We start from the raw sequence: 17,643 nt of genomic DNA on the forward strand, positions 1-17,643 counted from the left end.
CCGTCGAGATCAGCCTCAGCCCCCTCGAAACGACCGACGGACTCCTCGTCTCCGCCGCCGTCCGCGACGTCAGCGACCGCAAAGCCGCCGAACAGCACATCAACCACCTGGCCGCCCTGGTCGAGTCCTCCCAGGATGCGATCCTCGCGAAGACCCTCGACGGCCGCATCACGTACTGGAACGCGGCCGCGCAGCGGCTGTACGGCTACAGCGCCGAGGAAGCCATCGGCCGAAGTGTGTCCATGCTCGCCCTGCCGGACCGCGGGCACGAGATCACCGTGCTCCTGGACCGCCTCGCCCGCGGCGAGAAGATCGAGCACTTCGAGACCCTCAGGGTGACCCGCAGCGGCCGCCTGCTGGACGTGGACGTCACCCTGTGGCCCACCAGGGCCGCCGACGGCACGGTCGAGGGCGCCTGTGCCATCGTGCGCGACATCAGCGACCGCAAACGCGCGGAAGCCGAACTCCAGGCCCTCTACGAGCAGCAGCGCCACATAGCCCTGACCCTGCAGCGCAGCCTCATGGGCACCCCGCCGGCGATTCCGGGCCTGGCCACCGCGAGCCGCTATCTGCCGGCCACCCAGGGCGCGGGCGTGGGAGGTGACTGGTTCGACCTCATCCCGCTGGGGGCGGGCCGGGTCGGCATCCTCATCGGGGACGTGATGGGGCGCGGCCTGGACGCCGCCGCCGTGATGGGCCAGTTGCGGGCCGCCGCGCACGCCCTGGCCAAGACCGGCATGGAGCCACGGCAGTTGATGCAGGCCCTCGACGCGATCGTCGCCGATCTGGACCTGCCCGACCAGCTGGTCACCTGCTGCTACCTCGTCCTCGCCCCGGACACGGGCGAGGTGACCTTCTGCTCGGCCGGTCATCTGCCGGCTCTGCTGGCGGACCGGGACGGCGCGGTGCGGGCGCTCCAGGCCCCGGTCAGCGCTCCGCTCGGCGTCGGCGGCATCCTCCATCAGCAGGCCCGTGTGGCCGTCCCGCCCGGGGCGACGCTCGTGCTCTACACGGACGGCCTGATCGAGACACCGGGCAGCGACATCGAGCACCGTCTCGCCGCGCTGGTCGGCACCCTCGACGACTCGTTCGCCGCCACCGACAGCCTGGAGGACACCGCCGACCACGTCCTCGCCGCGCTGCTGCCCGACGCCGACGGCCACAACGACGACGTCACCCTGCTCCTGGCCCGCCTCCCCTCGGCTCCGCTGGCCGCCGCGACGACGCATCTCCCGGCCGTCGCCGCCGCCGTCGGCGAGGCCCGCGCCTTCCTGACGAAGACCCTCACCGACTGGGACTGCGCCCACCTCGTCGACGACGCCCGGCTCCTGGTCTCCGAGGTCCTCACCAACGCCATCCAGCACGCACAGGGCCCCCTCAACCTTCATCTGCGCCGCAACGCCACGGAGTTCACCGTCGAGATCAGCGACCGCAGCCCCCAGCTCCCCCAGCCCCGCCCCGCCTCCCTCGACGACGAGTCCGGACGCGGCCTGCTCCTCGTCGACGCCCTCGCCGACGGCTGGGGGGTACGGCCCAACGACGACGGGAAGACGACCTGGTTCACCTTCCAGGTAGGCGACGGGGAGATCTGACGGAACTCGACTGCCCACTGGAACAGGCGTCCGGGTGCCCGCCATTGACGTCACGTCACCCTGCTGGTTGAGTGGCTCATCCACTGAGCCACTGGAGGGACGACGTGGAGACACTGCCCCGCGCCACGCTGGTCGACGCCCTGGAGGGCCGCCTTCGCGAGGACATCCTCAACGGGAGCCATCCGACAGGGACCTACCTCCCACCGGAGCGTGAGCTCGCCGACGGCTACGGCGTCACCCGCACCACCCTGAAGCACGCGTTCGGCCGTCTCGTCCAGGCCGGGCTGCTGGAGACCCGGCACGGCGTGGGCACCCGGGTGCGGGACTATCTGCGGCTGGGCGGGGCGGATCTGCTGCCCATGCTGGTGCGGCACAGTTCCGACTGGGTCGGCGAGATCTTCGAAGTACGGCGTGGGATAGGCGCGTTGATAGCCGAGCGCGCCGCCACGCGAGTGTCGGACGGCCGGCAGGTCGAGCTGAGGGCCCTGTTGGCCGCCGTGGGCGAGGCGGCCGGCAGCGACGCCGTGCAGCTGGCGGACGTGGAGGTGCACCGCGCCCTGGCCCGGGCCACCGGCAACCGGGTCTATGTACTGCTGACCAACACCCTGTTCAACGCCTATCTGCCGGTCCGCGCCTCGCTGGCGGGCCCGTTCACCGACGCCGGGGCCGCCCGTGACCGTCTCGCACCCGTCGTCGAGTCGGTCTGCGCAGGGAACGCGGCCGGGGCGCGCGAGGCCGCCGAGAAGTACCTGACGGACACCGAGAGGATCATGCTGGACGGCCTGCGATGAGCGGCCCCGGCACCCGCACCCGAGCCGCGGCCACCACCCGGGGCACCTCTTTCCGGGAGACCATGTCGGGCACGCTGTGCCTGCACGAGGACAGGGGCCGCACCCGTGGAGTACGTCTGCAACTGACCGTGACGGCACGACAGATGCTGCGCGCCACCCGTACGACCGAGGCTCGGGCCGTGGGCCGCGTCCGGATCGCCGGACTCACCGGCGGCGCGGCGGTCGAGGGGGAGCTGGAGATCTCCCCGCTGGCCCGGCGGCGGATCCGCTACCGGCTCGCCTTCACCGTCGACGGCCGACGCCTCACCCTGGACGGCTGGAAGTCCGTGACCCCGCGGCGGCCCGTGGCGTCGATGACCGTACTGCCGTACACGCTGTACGAGGACGGAAGTCCGGTCGGCAGTGGTGTGCTGCGCTTCCGTCTCGCCACGCAGGGGCTGCCGTTCCTGGCGAGCTGGCGCTTCCCGCGGCAGGAGAACTCGGCCGGTCTGCTCGCGCCGCGCTGGCGGGGCGAAGCGGGCCGTACCGAGGTCTGGTACACGACACTCACCGACCAAGCGACCGGCACCGGGGTGTGGCTCCATCACGAACTCGTCGCGCCGGCCGACGGATCCGAGCCGTACGCGCACGGCTGGGCCGCCGTGTTCCCCGAGGACGGCCCCGTACGCCATGTCCGCTTCGGCCCCGCCCCGTGGACCGGCGACCGCGACGGTTTCCGCGCGGACGGTGTCACGGCCGCCCCTGGCCGCCTCACCGGCTCGGCGGAGGACGGCGCCTGGCAGTGGAAGCTCGACGAACGGCCCCTGGACGAACCGCTGTTCACGTTCCCGCGCTGGTCCTGGACCCGGCCCTGGCTGCCCGCAGCGCAGATCCTGCCCGCCGCCTCGGCCCGCTACGACGGCACGTTCACGCACGACGGCACGACCCTCCCGCTCGATGCCGCTCCCGGCGCGTCCGCCCGGATCTACGGTCACGGCAACGCCCGCCGCTGGGCATGGCTGCACGCCGACCTCGGGGACGGCGAGGTGCTGGAGATCGTCGCCGCCGTCTCCCGGCGACCCGGCCTGCGCAGGCTCCCCCCGCTGGTCTTCCTGCGGCTGCGCCGCCACGGCCGCACCTGGCCGCGCCGCCCGGAGCGGACCGCGGTCGGCTGGGCGGGCTGCGGACGCTTCCGCGCCGAACTGGGCCTGCCCGTCTGGACGGTCACCGGCCGCAGCGGACTGCGCCGGATCACCGTGACGGTCACCCAGCCCGAGGACCGCACCCTCGCGCTCGACTACCGCGACCCGGACGGCGACCCCGCCGTGTGCCGCAACAGCGAACGCGCCGACGCACAGGTGCTCCTGGAACGGTGGTGGCCGGGTGGCTGGCGCACCGAGGCACGGTGGACTCTCGACGGCACCGCCCACGCGGAAGTGGGCACCCGGTGAGCGCCGCCGTAACCGGTCTGGTGGCCGCCCTGATCGGCGACGACGGCTCCACCGAGTGGGCCGCGCGCGTCCCCGGCCGCCTGGAGACGGTACTCGCCTCGCTGCCGGCCGGGCCCCGGTCGGCGTTCCGGGCGGCGGCGCACGCAGTGGACGCCTACGCACGGGCCCGCACCGGACGCGGCATGGCCGCACTCACCCCCGCCGAACGCGCGGCGGTGCTCGCCCGGCTGGCGGCCCGGCCAGCCCTGCTGCCGCTGCTGGAGACGGTGAAGGTGCCGGTGCTGCTCGCGGCCGGAACCGAGCGGATGCTCGGGGGCAGTCCCCCGGCTCCCGCCCCCGTCCGCCCGGACCCGCCGCTCGACTGCACCCCCGCCGAGGCCTGGCCCGCGCGCACGACCGCCGACGCCGTCGTGATCGGCTCGGGCGCCGGTGGTGCCATGGCCGCCCGGACCCTGGCGCGGGCCGGACTCGACGTCGTCGTCCTCGAGGAGGGCCACCACCACGGCACCGACAGCTTCCGCCGTCGCGCACCGCTGGAGCGGTTCACCGAGCTGTACCGGGACGGCGGGGCGACCGTGGCCCTCGGCCGGGTGCCCGTGCTGCTGCCGACCGGCCGGGCCGTCGGCGGCACTACACTGGTCAACTCCGGTACCTGCTACCGCACTCCGGAGCGTGTCCTGGCCCGCTGGAGCGCCGAGTTCGGCTTCGCGCCCGCCGACGGCCTCGCCGTCCACCTCGACGAGGCCGAACGCACGCTCGGCGTGGCCCGTCAGCCCCTGGACGTGCTCGGCGCCAACGGCAGGCTCGCGCTGGCCGGTGCCCGCGCCCTCGGCTGGACCGCCGCGCCGCTGCGCCGCAACGCCCCCGGTTGCCGGGGCTCCTGCGCGTGCGTGGTCGGCTGCCCCACCGGCGCCAAGCAGAGCGTCCAGCTGTCCGTCCTGCCCGACGCCTGCGCGGCGGGGGCCCGGATCGTCACCGGGGCGAGGGTGGAACGCGTGCTCGTCGACGGCGACCGCCCGGGTGGCCCACGCGCGGCGGGGGTGCGGGTGCGCCGCGACGGCGGTCACCTCGAGATCCTCGCGCCGCTGGTCGTCGTGGCCGCCGGTGCCCTTCAGTCGCCGCCGCTGCTGCGCCGCTCCGGCCTGGGCGGCCATCCCCGGCTCGGCCGCAATCTCAGCGTCCATCCCGCCACGACCCTCGCCGGCCGCTTCGCCGAGCCGGTCACCGCCTGGGAGGGGGTACTCCAGAGCGTGGGCGTGGAGGAGCACCACGAACGCGACGGAGTGCTCATCGAGGCCACCGCCACGCCGCCCGGCATGGGCACGTTCGTCCTGCCGGGTCTGGGCGCGGGCCTGCGCCGTGAACTGGACGACGCCCACCGGCTCGCCACGCTCGGCGCGATGATCGCCGACCGTCCCTCCGGCCGCGTACTCGGCGGCGGTCGCACGCTGATCCGCTACGACCTCCACCGCCGCGACGCCGGACGGCTGCTGCACGCCGTGCGCGCGATGGGCGAACTGCTCCTCGCCGCCGGAGCCGAGGAGGTGCTGACGGGCATCCCCGCCACACCCCGGGTACGCACGCTCGGGGAGCTCGACGACCTGCTCGCCCGCACCGAGGCGCACCAGCTTCATGTCTCGGCGTACCACCCCACGGGGACCGTCGCGGCGGGCGCGGACCCGCGGCGCTGTCCGGCGGACGCCCGTGGCCGCCTGCGTGGTGTGCACGGAGTCCTGATCGCCGACGCCTCGGTGCTGCCGTCCTGCCCCGAGGTCAACCCGCAACTGAGCATCATGGCCGCCGCGCTGGCCGTCACGGACCTGCACCTCGGCGACTGAGGCACCGCCCCGGCCGCCGAAGGACGGCCGGGGCGGGCAACGCACGCGGACCTCAGCAGATCCGCGGCAGTTGCTCCCCGATCGGCAGGTCGACCACCCGGGTTCCACCGAGCCCGGTCCTGGCCACGACCATGCCCGGGTGCGCCTCGACGGCCTCGCCGACGACCGCGGCGTCCCGGCCCAGCGGGTGGGCGCGCATCGCGTCGAGGACGGCGTCGGCGTGCTCGCGCGGAACGAAGGCGACCAGCTTGCCCTCGTTGGCGATGTACAGGGGGTCCAGGCCGAGGATGGCGCAGGCGTTGGCCACCTCCGGCGGCACGGGCACCTCCCGTTCCCGGACGACGACCCCCGTGCCGGAGGCGGCCGCGATCTCGTTGAGCGAGGCCGCGAGGCCGCCGCGGGTGGGATCGCGCAGCACGTGCAGGTCCGGCGTGACCGCGAGCATGGTCTCGACGAGGCCGCCGAGCGGCGCGCAGTCGCTCTCGATCTCCACGCCGAACTCCAGGCCCTCGCGGACGCTCATGACCGCCACGCCGTGGACGCCGACGGCGCCGCTGACGATCACGACGTCGCCGGGGACGACCCGCTGCGGGCGCAGGTCCACGCCCGCGGGAACGACCCCGATGCCGGCCGTGTTGATGTAGACGCCGTCCCCGTGTCCGGACTCGACGACCTTGGTGTCGCCGGTCGCCACCTCCACCCCGGCGTTGCGCGCGGCCGCGCCCAGCGCCTCGGCGACCCGGGTGACGGTCTCCAGCTCGACGCCCTCCTCCAGGATGAATCCGCAGGAGAGATAGGCCGCTCGGGCGCCGCTCATGGCGAGGTCGTTCACGGTGCCGTTGACCGCCAGGTCACCGATGCTGCCGCCGGGGAAGAACAGCGGCCGTACGACGTAGGAGTCCGTGGAGAACGCGAGCCGGGCGCCGCCCAGGGAGAGGACCGCGGCGTCGCCCATCTGGGAGAGCGTCTCGCCGCCGTAGGCGGGGGCGAAGATCTGCTGGACCAGTTCGGCGGAGAGTGCGCCGCCGCCGCCGTGGCCCATGACGACCCGGGGCCGGTCGCGCACCGGCGCCGGGCAGGACCACGCCTCGATGTCCAGGGAGGCGAGGGGGAGTTCGCTGCGGTCAGACAACGGGGCTCGCCTCCCGGGCCGTGGTGGGCAGGTCCAGCCGCCGGTAGAGGTAGTACGCCGCGCAGGCGCCCTCGCTGGAGACCATCGTGGCGCCCAGCGGGGTACGCGGGGTGCACAGGGTGCCGAAGGCAGCGCACTCGTGCGGCTTGAGCAGTCCCTGGAGGACCTCGCCGCTGCGGCAGTCGGCGGGTTCCTCGGTCCGGATGCCGTCGACTCGGAAGCGGTGCTCGGCGTCGTGGTCGCGGTACTTCGGCGCCAGTCGCCAGCCACTGTCGGGGATCACTCCGATGCCCCGCCAGGCGCGGTCGGTGACCTCGAAGACGTCCTCCAGCATGGCGCGGGCGGCGGGGTTGCCGTCGGGGCGGACGGCTCGGGCGTAGGCGTTGTCGACGGAGTGCTCGCCGCGTTCCAGCTGCCGTACGGTGCGGCGTACGCCTTCGAGGATGTCCAGGGGTTCGAAGCCGGTGACGACGATGGGCACCCGGAAGCGTTCGGCCAGTTCGGGGTACTCCCCCATGCCCATCACGCTGCACACGTGCCCGGCGGCGAGGAAGCCCTGGACCCGGCAGGTGGGCGAGGACATGATCGCCTCGATGGCGGGCGGCACCCTGACGTGGGACACCAGCATGCTGAAGTTCCTGATGCCCTCCTTGCGTGCCTGATGGACCGTCATGGCGTTGGGCGGAGCGGTGGTCTCGAAGCCGATGCCGAAGAACACCACTTCGCGGTGCGGGTTCTGGCGGGCGATCCGCAGGGCGTCGAGCGGCGAGTACACGACCCGGACGTCGCCGCCCTCGCTACGCACCTGGAACAGGTCCCGGCCGGTGCCGGGAACGCGCAGCATGTCACCGAAGGAGCAGAAGATCACCCCGGGCCGGGAGGCGATCTCCAGGGCCTTGTCGATGACCTCCAGCGGGGTCACGCACACCGGGCAGCCGGGTCCGTGGATCAACTCGATCTGGTCCGGCAGGAGTTGGTCGAGGCCGTGCCGGATGATGCTGTGCGTCTGCCCTCCGCACACCTCCATCAGCGCCCAGGGCCGGGTGACGGTGGCATGGATGTCGTCGAGCAGCCGCCGGGCCAGCTCCGGGTCCTGGAACTCGTCGAGGTACTTCACTTGCCCTGCACCTCCTCCACCGGCTCGACGCCCGCCTCGGCCGCCGCCATCTCCCAGGCGTCGCCGAACTCCTCCTGCAGCATGCCGAGTTCGGCGAAGAGTTCGAGTGTCTGCTTCGCCGACTCCTCGTCCAGCCGCTGCAGGGCGAACCCGACGTGCACGATGGCGTACTCGCCGACCTGGAGGTCCGGCAGATACTCCAGGCACACCTCCTTGACGACTCCGCCGAAGTCGACGGTGGCCATCCGGGTGCCGTCCCGTTCCTCGATGTCCAGCACTCTGCCGGGTACCGCCAGGCACATGGGCCTCTCCTCTCTGTGGTCGCGGGTTGCTCAGTCGTCGGTCGTCGTGCGGGCGGCCACCATCAGCTGGCCGAGCGCGAGGCCGCCGTCGCCCGGCGGCACCAGGCGGTGCCGCAGGACCGTGAAGCCGTCCTCGCGCAGGGCGGCCGAACAGGCGCAGGACAGCACGGTGTTGGCGAACACCCCGCCGGTCAGGGCCACGGTGTCCAGCCCGTGCCGCTCCCGCGCCAGCCGGCACATCCGGTGCACCAGCGCGGCGACCCCCCGGTGGAAGCGGGCGGCGATCACGTCCGCTCCGGCACCCGCCCGCAGGTCGGCGACGACCGCCGCCATCAGGGGCGCCGGGTCGGCCCGCAGCGGCTCGCCCTCCCGGACGTCGAAGGGGTACGCGGTGGTGTCGGCGTCCGGTGCGCGCAGTGCCGCCGCCTCCAGTTCGACGGCGGCCTGCGCCTCGTAGCCCGCCAGGTGGCACACCCCGGCGAGCGAGGACACGGCGTCGAACAGACGGCCCATGCTGGAGGTGGGGACGCAGTTCAGGTCACGCTCCAACTGCCGCTCCAGAAGCCGCAGTTCGTCGGGCCGGCAGGCCGTCGTGCACGCGAGGTCGCCGGACCAGGGCAGACCTGCCGCGCGCAGATGGGCCAGGGCGATCCGGTACGGCCTGCGCACCGCGCTGTCGCCGCCGGGCAGGGGAACGTAGCCGAGATGCCCGAACCGCCGGAAGCCGTCGTAGTCCGCGAGCAGGAACTCCCCGCCCCACACGGCCCCGTCGTCGCCGTGCCCGGTGCCGTCGAAGGCGACACCGATCACCGGCCGGGTGCCGTCGAGCCCGTGCTCGGCCATCGCGGAGGCGATGTGGGCGTGGTGGTGCTGGACGCGTGCGACGGTCCGCCCGGCCGCGTTGCGCTCGGCCCACCGCGCGGAGCGGTACCCGGGATGCCGGTCGGCGACCAGGCCCGTCGGCCGTACGCCGGTGATGAACTCCATTTGCTGCACGGCGCCTTCGAAGGCCTGCTGGGTCTCCAGGCCGTCCATGTCGCCGATGTGCGCCGACAGCCAGGCCATGCGCCCGTCCCCCAGGCAGAAGGTGTTCTTCAGATCGCCGCCGACGGCGAGGGCGGGACGCACGGGCAGCGGGAGCGCCACGGGCAGCGGGGCGTAGCCGCGCGAGCGGCGGAGCACCAGGGGCTGTCCGTCGCAGACCCGGACCACGGAGTCGTCGCACGGGACATGGATCGGCCGGTCGTGCGTCAGCCAGGCGTCGGCCAGGTGCGCCAGTCGCTCCAGGGCGTCGGCGTCGTCGGTGACGATCGGCTCGCCGGAGAGGTTTCCGCTGGTCATGACGAGCAGCCGGGGGCCGTCCGGGTCCCCGGGCAGACCGAGCAGCAGATGGTGGACCGGGGTGTACGGCAGCATCACGCCGAGATCGGGGCTGCCGGGCGCGACGGCCCCCGCGGGCCTCACCGCCCCATCCGGGCCCGGAGGTTCGGTGCGGTGCCTCAGCAGCACGACGGGGCGGGCGGCGCCTTCGAGCAGGGCGCGCTCCTCGGGGCCCAGCCGGACGAGGTGGCCGATCTCGGCGGCGCTCCTGGCCATGACGGCGAACGGTTTGTCGCCCCGGGCCTTGCGCCGCCGCAGGAGGGTGACGGCGGCCTCGTCCGTGGCGTCGCAGGCGAGGTGGTAGCCGCCGAGCCCCTTCACGGCGAGGATCGCACCGCGCGCGAGCAGGGCACGAGCCTCGGTGATCACGTCCGCCCCGTGCTGCTCGCCGTCGGCGGTGACCAGCCTGAGCCGGGGCCCGCAGGCCGGGCAGGCCACCGGCTGGGCGTGGAAGCGCCGGTCGGCCGGGTCGCCGTACTCGCGGGCGCAGTCGGGGCACATCGGGAAGCGGGCCATCGTGGTGCTGGCCCGGTCGTAGGGCACCCCGGTCACGATCGTGAAGCGCGGCCCGCAGTGGGTGCAGTTGACGAACGGGTGGCGATGGCGCCGGTCGGCCGGGTCGGCCAGCTCGGCGAGACAGTCGGCGCAGGTCGCCGTGTCGGGCGAGACCAGGGTGCGGGCCGGGCCACCGGCGCGGGAGGCGAGGATGGTGAAGGCTCCCGAGCCGGTGGCGGGCATCTCCTGGTGCCGGACGGACTCCACCCGGGCGAGCGGCGGTGCCTGGAGCACGATCCGGTCGCAGAAGCGGGCCACGGCCTCGGCGCTGCCCTCGACCTCGGCGACGACGCCCTCGGGTGTGTTGGTGACATGCCCGGTCAGGGCGAGTTCGGTGGCCAGTCCGTAGACGTACGGCCGGAAGCCCACGCCCTGCACCACACCCCGTACGACGACCCGGCGGCGGTGCGGCTGGTCCTGCGGGCCCGCGGCCGGCCGGGCCGGTGCGCTCACGAGCGGGCCGGAGCGGGGGCGAGCGCGTCGGCCGCGCCGGGGTGCGTATGGGTGTGCGTGTGACCGTGCTGCGGGCTTCGGGCCATGACCGGGGTGTGCGGGGGGCCGTCCTGTGCGGCGGCGAGCGCCCGGTCGAGCAGTACGCCGCCGCCCCGGCCCCGGCGCGCCGAGGTGAGGACGATCTCCACGCCCGGGTTGACCTGCTCCACGTTCGCGCGGAAGGCGTCCTCGTCGAACTCGACGGCCTCGGCGATGTCGGTCTTCGTCACCACCACCAGATGGGCGAGGCCGAACGCGGTGGGGTACTTGAGGGGCTTGTCCTCGCCCTCGGTCACGGAGGCGAGGACGACGCGGAGGGTCTCGCCCAGGTCGTAGGAGGCGGGGCAGACCAGGTTGCCGACGTTCTCCACGAACAGCAGCCGGGTGCCGAGGGGCAGCCAGCCGTCCAGGTGCCCGGCGAGCATGGCCGCCTCCAGATGGCACAGTCCGTCGGTGAGGACCTGCTTGACCGGGACGCCGGAACGGGCGAGCCGTGCCGCGTCGTTCTCGGTGGCGAGGTCGGCGGTGAGCGCGGCGACGGCGACGGCGCGCTCCCGGGCCAGGACCAACTCGCGTTCCAGCAGGGCGGTCTTGCCGCTGCCGGGGCTGGAGAGCAGGTTGACGACCGTGGTGCCCCGGTCGGCGAGATGGGAGCGCAGGAGTCCGGCGCTGGCGTCGTTCTTGGCGAGCACGGCCTGTTGCAGGTCGAGGACACGGCACATGGTTCAGCACTCCTCGGGGATCGGTTCGCGCGCGGGCGCGGGGTCGCCGCTCTCCCATCGCACGTCGGTGATCTGGAGCTCCCGGCCCGCGAGCAGTTCGACGGCCGACCCGTCGCAGCCCGGGCAGTTCAGCCGGGGCGGCATGCCGACGGCCCACTCGCGCGCGCAGGGCGTGCAGCGGGCCCGGCCGGGCACCTCCTCGGTGACCAGTTCGGCGCCCTCCAGCAGGGTTCCGGCGCAGGCGAGTTCGAAGCAGAAGGTGAGGGAGTCGGGCACGACACCGGCGAGTTCGCCCACCTTCAGCCGTACCGATCGCACGGCGGTGACTTCGGTGTGCTGTGCGGCGGCCGTCTCCACCTGGTCGATCACGGCCAGCGCGATGGACATCTCGTGCATAGGGTCTCGTCCTCCCAGGGCCGGCCCTCATTCAAGGCGAGGGCCCCTGGCGCGACGGCCCGGCACGCCGTGCCCGCGGCGGCGGGTACGCCGTTCGCCGCAAGGGCGGCGGCGTACCGGGCTGCGCGTCACATGCGCTGGATGCGGAGGTAGCGCCGGATGTCGGGAACGAACTGCGAGACGACGGCGGCGACGGCGGCCAGGGCCGCACCGGCGGCGATGATCTTCTTCATGCCTTGTCTCCTCCTGTGGAAGTGTCGGCGGCGGGGACGCGTGCCAGGCCGGCGGGGTCGTCCCGGAGCAGTTCCCCGACGAGCCGGGCGGCCTCGGGGACGGCGTCGGAGACCGGCTTGCTCAGGCCGATGCCCTCCTCGACCGTGGCCGGTTCGCATCCGACGATCAGGACGCGCCGGGGGCGCTGTCCCCCGGTACCGGCGCAGAGCGTGTCCAGCAGTGCCAGTACCGCGTCGGGGGTCATGCGGTGGCCGTCGATCGCGGGGGCGGTGTCGCCGCCGTCCGGGCCGTCGTACTCGATGACGTAGAGGGTGCCGGGGGTCCCGCCGCGCTCGGTGGCGTCGAGCAGGACGAGGGTGTCGTAGCCGTCCAGCAGCTGGTAGGCGAGGTGCACCCCTCGTACGCCGACGTCGACGACCTCGACGTGGTCCGGCAGGTCGCGGGCGGCGAGGAGACGCGCGGTCTCCACTCCGAAGCCGTCGTCGCCGAGGAAGGTGTTGCCGATGCCGGCGACGAGGGTTCTGGGTCGGTTCATGCGTCGCCCTCCAGCGGAACGAGTTCGTCGGGCTGGAAGTACAGGTAGCGGCCCTGCTCGCGCCGGATGTCGACGCCGGGGTCGCCGTCGACGGTGACCGCGAGGTGCACCGCGCCGTCGACGTCGTGCAGCACCGCCTCCACGGTGGCGGCGCGGCCCTGGAGGAACAGGTCCTGGGCGTCCGTGTGCCGCAGGCCCGGCCGCAGTTCGACGCGGCTGCCCGCCCCGAGGGACCGGCCGCCGACGACGACCCGGTCCCGCGCCGGGTCGAACCCGGCGTCGCTCGCCGGGTCCCACCAGGGGGTGTCGGGGCGCTGGACGCCGTGCTCGTCGGGGAACCCGTCCCCGGTCTCGCCGGTGATCTCCCGCAGTCCGCGTACCGCGCCGTGCAGGCGTTCCAGTACCTCCGCGGGCATCGAGTCCGCGAGGTCGATGACCGCGGCCGCGCGGGCGTCCGTGCCGCGGGCCTCGCGTTTCTCCTCGTCGGTGAGGGCGGCGGTGCGCAGCGCGAGGATCTCGTCGATCTCGGTGGCGTCGTAGAGCGCGCCGGGGCTCTCCGGGGCGATGGCGGGGTGGTCCTCCAGGATGATCGGCGAGGAGAGCACCAGGTCGCCGCGTCCGGGCTCGCCCGCGAGGACGGGCCAGGTGTGCAGGTTGCGGCATGCGGCGACCGCGCCCCTGGCCCACTCGGGCGGGTCGGTCATCGACAGGAACGAACCGGCGCTGAGGGCCATGAGGAGGTGGGTGGCGACCAGGGAGTGCGGCAGGGCGGCCTCCCGGCCGTCGCCCCGCTCCCCGCTCGGGGTCCAGTCGCTGGTGTTCTCGACGACCGCGGTCAGCCGCACCGTGCGGTAGGGGCCGTCGAGTTCGCGTGCGGACAGTGTGAGCCTGCCGCTGACCGCCTCGCTCCGGCGCAGCAGTCGGCCGACGGTGTGCCCGGCGGCGTCCAGCACCGGTTCGGTGTCCTCCCGCGCGGGGAGCGTGAAGGGGCGGGTGACACCGTCGCCGGGCAGTCCGGCGACGGGCACGACGACCTCGACGCGTTCCTCGGCTCCCTCGTCCCAGGGCATCAGCACCCGGTCGTCCAGACGGAGTTCGGGAACGGTGGCGAAACCGCCGTCGGGGAGGGCCTGTTGGACGGTGCGCCGGCGGGCGCGCAGGAAGCGGACCTCGACGGAGAGGGTCGCGCCCTGCTTCGGTTCCATCAGGCACTCGGTGTGCTGGAAGTCGTGTTCGTCGTGCTCGGCGCCCCAGGCGGGCGGTACGAGCACCCCGAACTGCCAGCGCAGCCGGTTCTTCGCGGCCGAGGCGCGGTAGGGGTAGAGGACATAGCCCTCGAAGAGGACGGCGTCGGCCACCTGCCGGGCGAGGGCGAGGCGTTCCTCGGTCTCGGGTGCGAAGGCGGGCGCGGTCACGGGTGGGTCCTTCCGGTGGTGCCGGTGAGGGCGCGCAGCGGGTCGTTCGCGGGTACGCCCGCGGCGGCGCCGTCGTCGAGGAGGGCCCGCAGGGTGGCGTCCCAGGAGGGCAGCGCGTGCCGGGAGCGGTAGGCGAGCAGGGCGTCCATGGTGGCGCGCGGCAGCCGGATCCAGCCGCAGCCGGGGAAGTGCTGCTCGACCATCTCCCGCCAGGTCGCGACGGGCATCCGGCAGGTCGCCTCGCGGTCCCAGGGGACGGGTTCCACCCGGAAGCCGCCGGTGCCGGTGAACGCCGTGCCGGAGAACAGCATCAGCAGCGGGACCTCGCCGTCGGAGAGGGCGTCCAGGTAGCGGGTCGCGGCGATGTCCAGGTCGTAGGTGCAGGGGACGACGAGGTCGGCCTCGGTCTCCCCGGTGAACGCGGTCACCATCAGGGGGACTTGGGCGAACTGCACCGGCTGGAGCGTGCTGCCCCAGCGGGAGCGCTCGCCGAACAGGTCGGTGAGTCCTTCGGCCTCGTCGGCGGCGTAGCCGCGGCGGGCGGGTTCGATGCGCAGCTGGCAGCGCAGCGCGAGGGCGTGCACGGGGGTGTCGCCGGAGGCGGTGACGCGCAGCCGGAAGACGAGGGTGGGTCCGGCGGCGTACCGGTCGGCGCGGACGCCGGTGCAGGCGAAGGAGAACTCGGTCATGCCCGCTCCGCCTCCTTCAGGGGCCGTGCCCGGCGCCGGACCTCGGTGAAGCAGGCGTCCAGCGCGGCCCGCGCCTCCGCGCCGCCGTCGAAGCCCTGCCACAGCAGGCGCATCCGGCCGACGAGTTCGTAGCAGACGTCGATGGGGACGAGGTGGCACTCGCAGCTGTCGCCGGTCCGGCGCAGCAGGAGTGCCTCCACGTCGGGTTCGAGGAGCGCGGCGAGCCGGGTGCCGCCGAGGACCTCGTCGAAGGCGGCGGGTTCAAGTTCGCTCTCGGTGGCGCCCGCGGGGCTCGGGTAGAGCGCGACGAGCCGGTCGAGGGCGGCGTTGCGGAAGAAGAAGGCCACGCCGACCGGGATCTGCAGGGTCTCCCAGGCCCGGGGGTCGAGGCGGTGGCCGGGGTCGGTGAGGTAGCGGGCCGGGACCGCGCGGAAGCGGCCCGCGGCGGAGCCCGGCTGTTCCATGAGCACCGCGCAGGGCGCGCAGGCGCAGGCGAGCGCGCGCTGTTCGGTGTCGACCAGGTGGCGGTGGTCCTCGGGCACCTCGGTGGCGCAGAGTTCGCACACCTCGGGGCGTGGCGGGCGTTCGGTGACGAATCTGCGCAGCCCTGCGGCGGGCGCGCTCATCGGGCCACCGTGGGTGCCACGCCGATCTGGAGGAGCGTGGGCCCGGCGGGCGCGGTCTCGATGTCGACGACCGTGACCTCCGGGGCGAAGCAGGCGAGGGCCGCCTCGGCGGCCTCCCGGGCACCGTCCCCGCCGGAGCCGCAGCCACAGCCGCCGCCCGCCTCGGCCCGCAGCGTCAGCCGGCCGGTGTCCTGGTCGAACCCCAGCACCTCCAGGTCCTGGCCCCGCAGGCTGTCCAGGGCGCGGCGGATACGGGTGTCGCGGTCCTCGGGGTGCAGATCGTGCAGGACGAGAAGGCTCGCGACGAGTTCGTCCCCGAGGAGCCGTGCGGCCGGGTCGCCGGGGCTCGCGGCCAGCAGCTGGAGGATGCGGGCGAGTCCGGAGCCGTAGAAGTCCATGAGGGACCGGACGAGTTCCTCGGCGGCGGTGGCGCCGGCCGGGTCGCCGTCGTCGGTGAGCCGGTCGAGGATCTCCTCGACGCGGCGGCCGGTCTCCTGCGCGGTCACGGCCCGCGGTACCGTCGGCGCGCTCATCCGCCCAGTCCGCTCAGGCCGGTGGGCACGTGCAGGGTCTTCACGGTCTTCCCGCCGCCGACGTACATGTGGACTCCGCAGGGCAGACAGGGGTCGAAGCTGCGGACGGCGCGCATGATGTCGATGCCCTTGAAGTTCTCCGGGGAGTTCTCCTCGAAGATCGGGGTGTTCTGCACCGCGTCCTCGTACGGTCCGGGGGTGCCGTAGCTGTCGCGGACGCTGGCGTTCCACGGAGTGGGCGGGTACGGGTGGTAGTTGGCGATCTTTCCGTCGCGGATCACCATGTGGTGGGAGAGGACGCCGCGGACGGCCTCGGTGAAGCCGCAGCCGATGCTCTCGTCCGGGACCTCGAACTTCTCCCAGGTCTGGGTGCGTCCGGCGCGGACCTCCTCGAGTCCCTTCTCCGCGCAGTGCAGGGCGACGGCGGCGGCGTACGCCTGGAAGTAGGTGCGGGCGCGGTTGCGTTCCAGCGCGTTGGACCACTGCGGGATCTTCCACTCGAAGGTGGTCTCCGGCTTGGTCATCGTGCGGGGCAGGTTGATGACCACGCTGTGGCCGGTGGCCTTGACGTAGCCGATGTCGACGAGTCCCGACAGGGCGGTGGACCACAGCCGGGCGATGGGGCCGCCGCCGGTGTCCAGGGCGAGGTGGTCCTTGCCGTCGAACCAGCGCGGGGACATCACCCAGCTGTACTTGTCGTCGAAGTTCCGCTTCTGCGGGGCGGGGATGGTGTGCTGGTTCCACGGGTGGCGCGGGTCGACGGGGTTGCCGAGCGGGTCGTGGGTGACGAACTGCTCCTGGCCCTCCCAGTCCTCGTAGTAGGAGCTGCCCAGCAGGATGCGGATGCCGAGGTTGATCTGGGTGAGGTCGTTCGTCACCAGCTTGCCGTCGACGACGACACCGGGCGTGACGAACATGCGCCGGCCCCAGTCCGTCATGTTGGCGTAGGTGAAGTCGCAGTACTCGGGGTCGTTGAGCGCTCCCCAGCAGCCGAGCATGACGCGGCGGCGGCCGACCTCCTCGTAACCGGGCAGGGCCTCGTAGAAGAAGTCGAACAGGTCGTCGTGCAGGGGCACGACCCGCTTCATGAACTCCACGTACCGCATCAGGCGGCTCATGTAGTCGGTGAACAGCTGCACGGAGGCGACCGTGCCGACACCGCCCGGGTAGAGCGTGGAGGGGTGCACATGGCGCCCCTCCATCAGGCAGAACATCTCCCGTGTGTAGCGGCTGACTTGGAGCGCCTCGCGGTAGAACTCGCCTTCCAGCGGGTTCAGCGAGCGCATGATGTCGGCGATCGTGCGGTAGCCGTGCTCGGCGGCGTGCGGAGCCTCGGTGCGCTCGGCGAGTTCGAGGACGCCGGGGTTGGTCTCCTTGACCATCTTCTCGCAGTAGTCGACCCCGACCAGGTTCTCCTGGAAGATGTTGTGGTCGAACATGTACTCCGCGGACTCGCCGAGGTTGAGGATCCACTCACCGAGGTGCGGGGGCTTCACGCCGTACGCCATGTTCTGCGCGTACACCGAGCAGGTGGCGTGGTTGTCGCCGCAGATGCCGCAGATGCGGCTGGTGATGAAGTGGGCGTCGCGAGGGTCCTTGCCGCGCATGAAGACGCTGTAGCCACGGAAGACCGACGAGGTGCTGTAGCACTCGGCGACCTTCTTCTGCTTGAAGTCGATCTTCGTGTGGATGCCCAGGCTGCCGACGATCCGGGTGATCGGATCCCAGGACATCTCCACCAGACCGGTACCGTCTCCGGCCGCCTTCGTCCTTGCCATGGTCGTTGCCGTGCCCTTCGTTGCGCGGGGGGTGCGGGTGTGGGGGTGCACGAAGCAGAGCGGGTCACTCGTGGCCGGCCGCGTGG

General features: G+C 73.3%; 17 protein-coding genes. 4 read left to right on the forward strand and 13 right to left on the reverse strand.

Translation table 11 applies throughout. The features are described from left to right. From ACZ6SQ_RS28240 to ACZ6SQ_RS28255, 4 genes are all read left to right on the forward strand, one after another. Window positions 1–1,592, forward strand: a 1,592-nt coding sequence (locus ACZ6SQ_RS28240) for an ATP-binding SpoIIE family protein phosphatase (RefSeq protein WP_469566859.1), incomplete at its 5' end; no start/stop codon positions are given. Between the two features lie 104 nt (window positions 1,593–1,696). Next, window positions 1,697–2,383, forward strand: a complete 687-nt coding sequence (locus ACZ6SQ_RS28245) for a FadR/GntR family transcriptional regulator (RefSeq protein ID WP_469566861.1) — start codon at window positions 1,697–1,699, stop codon at window positions 2,381–2,383. Further along, window positions 2,380–3,813 (forward strand): hypothetical protein, encoded by a 1,434-nt coding sequence (locus ACZ6SQ_RS28250; protein ID WP_469566864.1) that lies wholly within the window; start codon window positions 2,380–2,382, stop codon window positions 3,811–3,813. The genes ACZ6SQ_RS28245 and ACZ6SQ_RS28250 overlap by 4 nt, the downstream gene beginning before the upstream one ends. Beyond that, window positions 3,810–5,651: a GMC family oxidoreductase gene (locus ACZ6SQ_RS28255; protein ID WP_469566866.1), complete on the forward strand. Its 1,842-nt coding sequence runs from the start codon at window positions 3,810–3,812 to the stop codon at window positions 5,649–5,651. The genes ACZ6SQ_RS28250 and ACZ6SQ_RS28255 overlap by 4 nt, the downstream gene beginning before the upstream one ends. A 52-nt stretch (window positions 5,652–5,703) precedes the next feature. Here the strand turns inward: ACZ6SQ_RS28255 and hypE are convergent, their stop codons facing one another. From hypE to ACZ6SQ_RS28320, 13 genes are all read right to left on the reverse strand, one after another. Beyond that, window positions 5,704–6,783, reverse strand: coding sequence for a hydrogenase expression/formation protein HypE (hypE, locus tag ACZ6SQ_RS28260; RefSeq protein ID WP_469566868.1), 1,080 nt, complete (start codon window positions 6,781–6,783; stop codon window positions 5,704–5,706). After that, a complete protein-coding gene (gene hypD, locus ACZ6SQ_RS28265) occupies window positions 6,776–7,900 on the reverse strand; it encodes a hydrogenase formation protein HypD (protein ID WP_469566871.1) in 1,125 nt (374 codons plus the stop codon). The genes hypE and hypD overlap by 8 nt, the downstream gene beginning before the upstream one ends. After that, entirely contained in the window at window positions 7,897–8,202 is a 306-nt protein-coding gene (locus tag ACZ6SQ_RS28270; RefSeq protein WP_469566873.1) for a HypC/HybG/HupF family hydrogenase formation chaperone, read from the reverse strand. Before ACZ6SQ_RS28270 ends, hypD begins: the two co-directional genes overlap by 4 nt. A 30-nt stretch (window positions 8,203–8,232) precedes the next feature. After that, window positions 8,233–10,590: a carbamoyltransferase HypF gene (hypF, locus tag ACZ6SQ_RS28275; protein WP_469566875.1), complete on the reverse strand. Its 2,358-nt coding sequence runs from the start codon at window positions 10,588–10,590 to the stop codon at window positions 8,233–8,235. Next, on the reverse strand, window positions 10,587–11,351 hold the full coding sequence (gene hypB, locus ACZ6SQ_RS28280; RefSeq protein WP_469566878.1) for a hydrogenase nickel incorporation protein HypB: 765 nt from the start codon (window positions 11,349–11,351) through the stop codon (window positions 10,587–10,589). The genes hypF and hypB overlap by 4 nt, the downstream gene beginning before the upstream one ends. A gap of 3 nt (window positions 11,352–11,354) precedes the next feature. Continuing rightward, window positions 11,355–11,747, reverse strand: a complete 393-nt coding sequence (gene hypA, locus ACZ6SQ_RS28285; RefSeq protein ID WP_469566880.1) for a hydrogenase maturation nickel metallochaperone HypA — start codon at window positions 11,745–11,747, stop codon at window positions 11,355–11,357. Between the two features lie 128 nt (window positions 11,748–11,875). Further along, complete coding sequence (locus tag ACZ6SQ_RS28290; RefSeq protein ID WP_469566882.1) at window positions 11,876–11,980, reverse strand: DUF6893 family small protein; 105 nt, start codon at window positions 11,978–11,980, stop codon at window positions 11,876–11,878. After that, window positions 11,977–12,516, reverse strand: a complete 540-nt coding sequence (locus ACZ6SQ_RS28295) for a hydrogenase maturation protease (RefSeq protein WP_469566885.1) — start codon at window positions 12,514–12,516, stop codon at window positions 11,977–11,979. Before ACZ6SQ_RS28295 ends, ACZ6SQ_RS28290 begins: the two co-directional genes overlap by 4 nt. Continuing rightward, a complete protein-coding gene (locus tag ACZ6SQ_RS28300) occupies window positions 12,513–13,931 on the reverse strand; it encodes a hypothetical protein (protein ID WP_469566887.1) in 1,419 nt (472 codons plus the stop codon). Before ACZ6SQ_RS28300 ends, ACZ6SQ_RS28295 begins: the two co-directional genes overlap by 4 nt. After that, window positions 13,928–14,620, reverse strand: a complete 693-nt coding sequence (locus ACZ6SQ_RS28305) for a DUF6084 family protein (protein ID WP_469566889.1) — start codon at window positions 14,618–14,620, stop codon at window positions 13,928–13,930. Before ACZ6SQ_RS28305 ends, ACZ6SQ_RS28300 begins: the two co-directional genes overlap by 4 nt. Further along, window positions 14,617–15,246 carry a DUF5947 family protein gene (locus tag ACZ6SQ_RS28310; protein ID WP_469566892.1) on the reverse strand — a complete coding sequence of 210 codons (630 nt, stop codon included), beginning with the start codon at window positions 15,244–15,246 and terminating at the stop codon, window positions 14,617–14,619. Before ACZ6SQ_RS28310 ends, ACZ6SQ_RS28305 begins: the two co-directional genes overlap by 4 nt. Continuing rightward, window positions 15,243–15,779 carry a hypothetical protein gene (locus tag ACZ6SQ_RS28315; protein ID WP_469566895.1) on the reverse strand — a complete coding sequence of 179 codons (537 nt, stop codon included), beginning with the start codon at window positions 15,777–15,779 and terminating at the stop codon, window positions 15,243–15,245. Before ACZ6SQ_RS28315 ends, ACZ6SQ_RS28310 begins: the two co-directional genes overlap by 4 nt. Continuing rightward, on the reverse strand, window positions 15,776–17,557 hold the full coding sequence (locus tag ACZ6SQ_RS28320; protein WP_469566897.1) for a nickel-dependent hydrogenase large subunit: 1,782 nt from the start codon (window positions 17,555–17,557) through the stop codon (window positions 15,776–15,778). The genes ACZ6SQ_RS28315 and ACZ6SQ_RS28320 overlap by 4 nt, the downstream gene beginning before the upstream one ends. Between the last annotated feature and the right edge of the window lie 86 nt (window positions 17,558–17,643).

The sequence above is a fragment of the Streptomyces sp. NPDC048600 genome, from assembly GCF_055587025.1.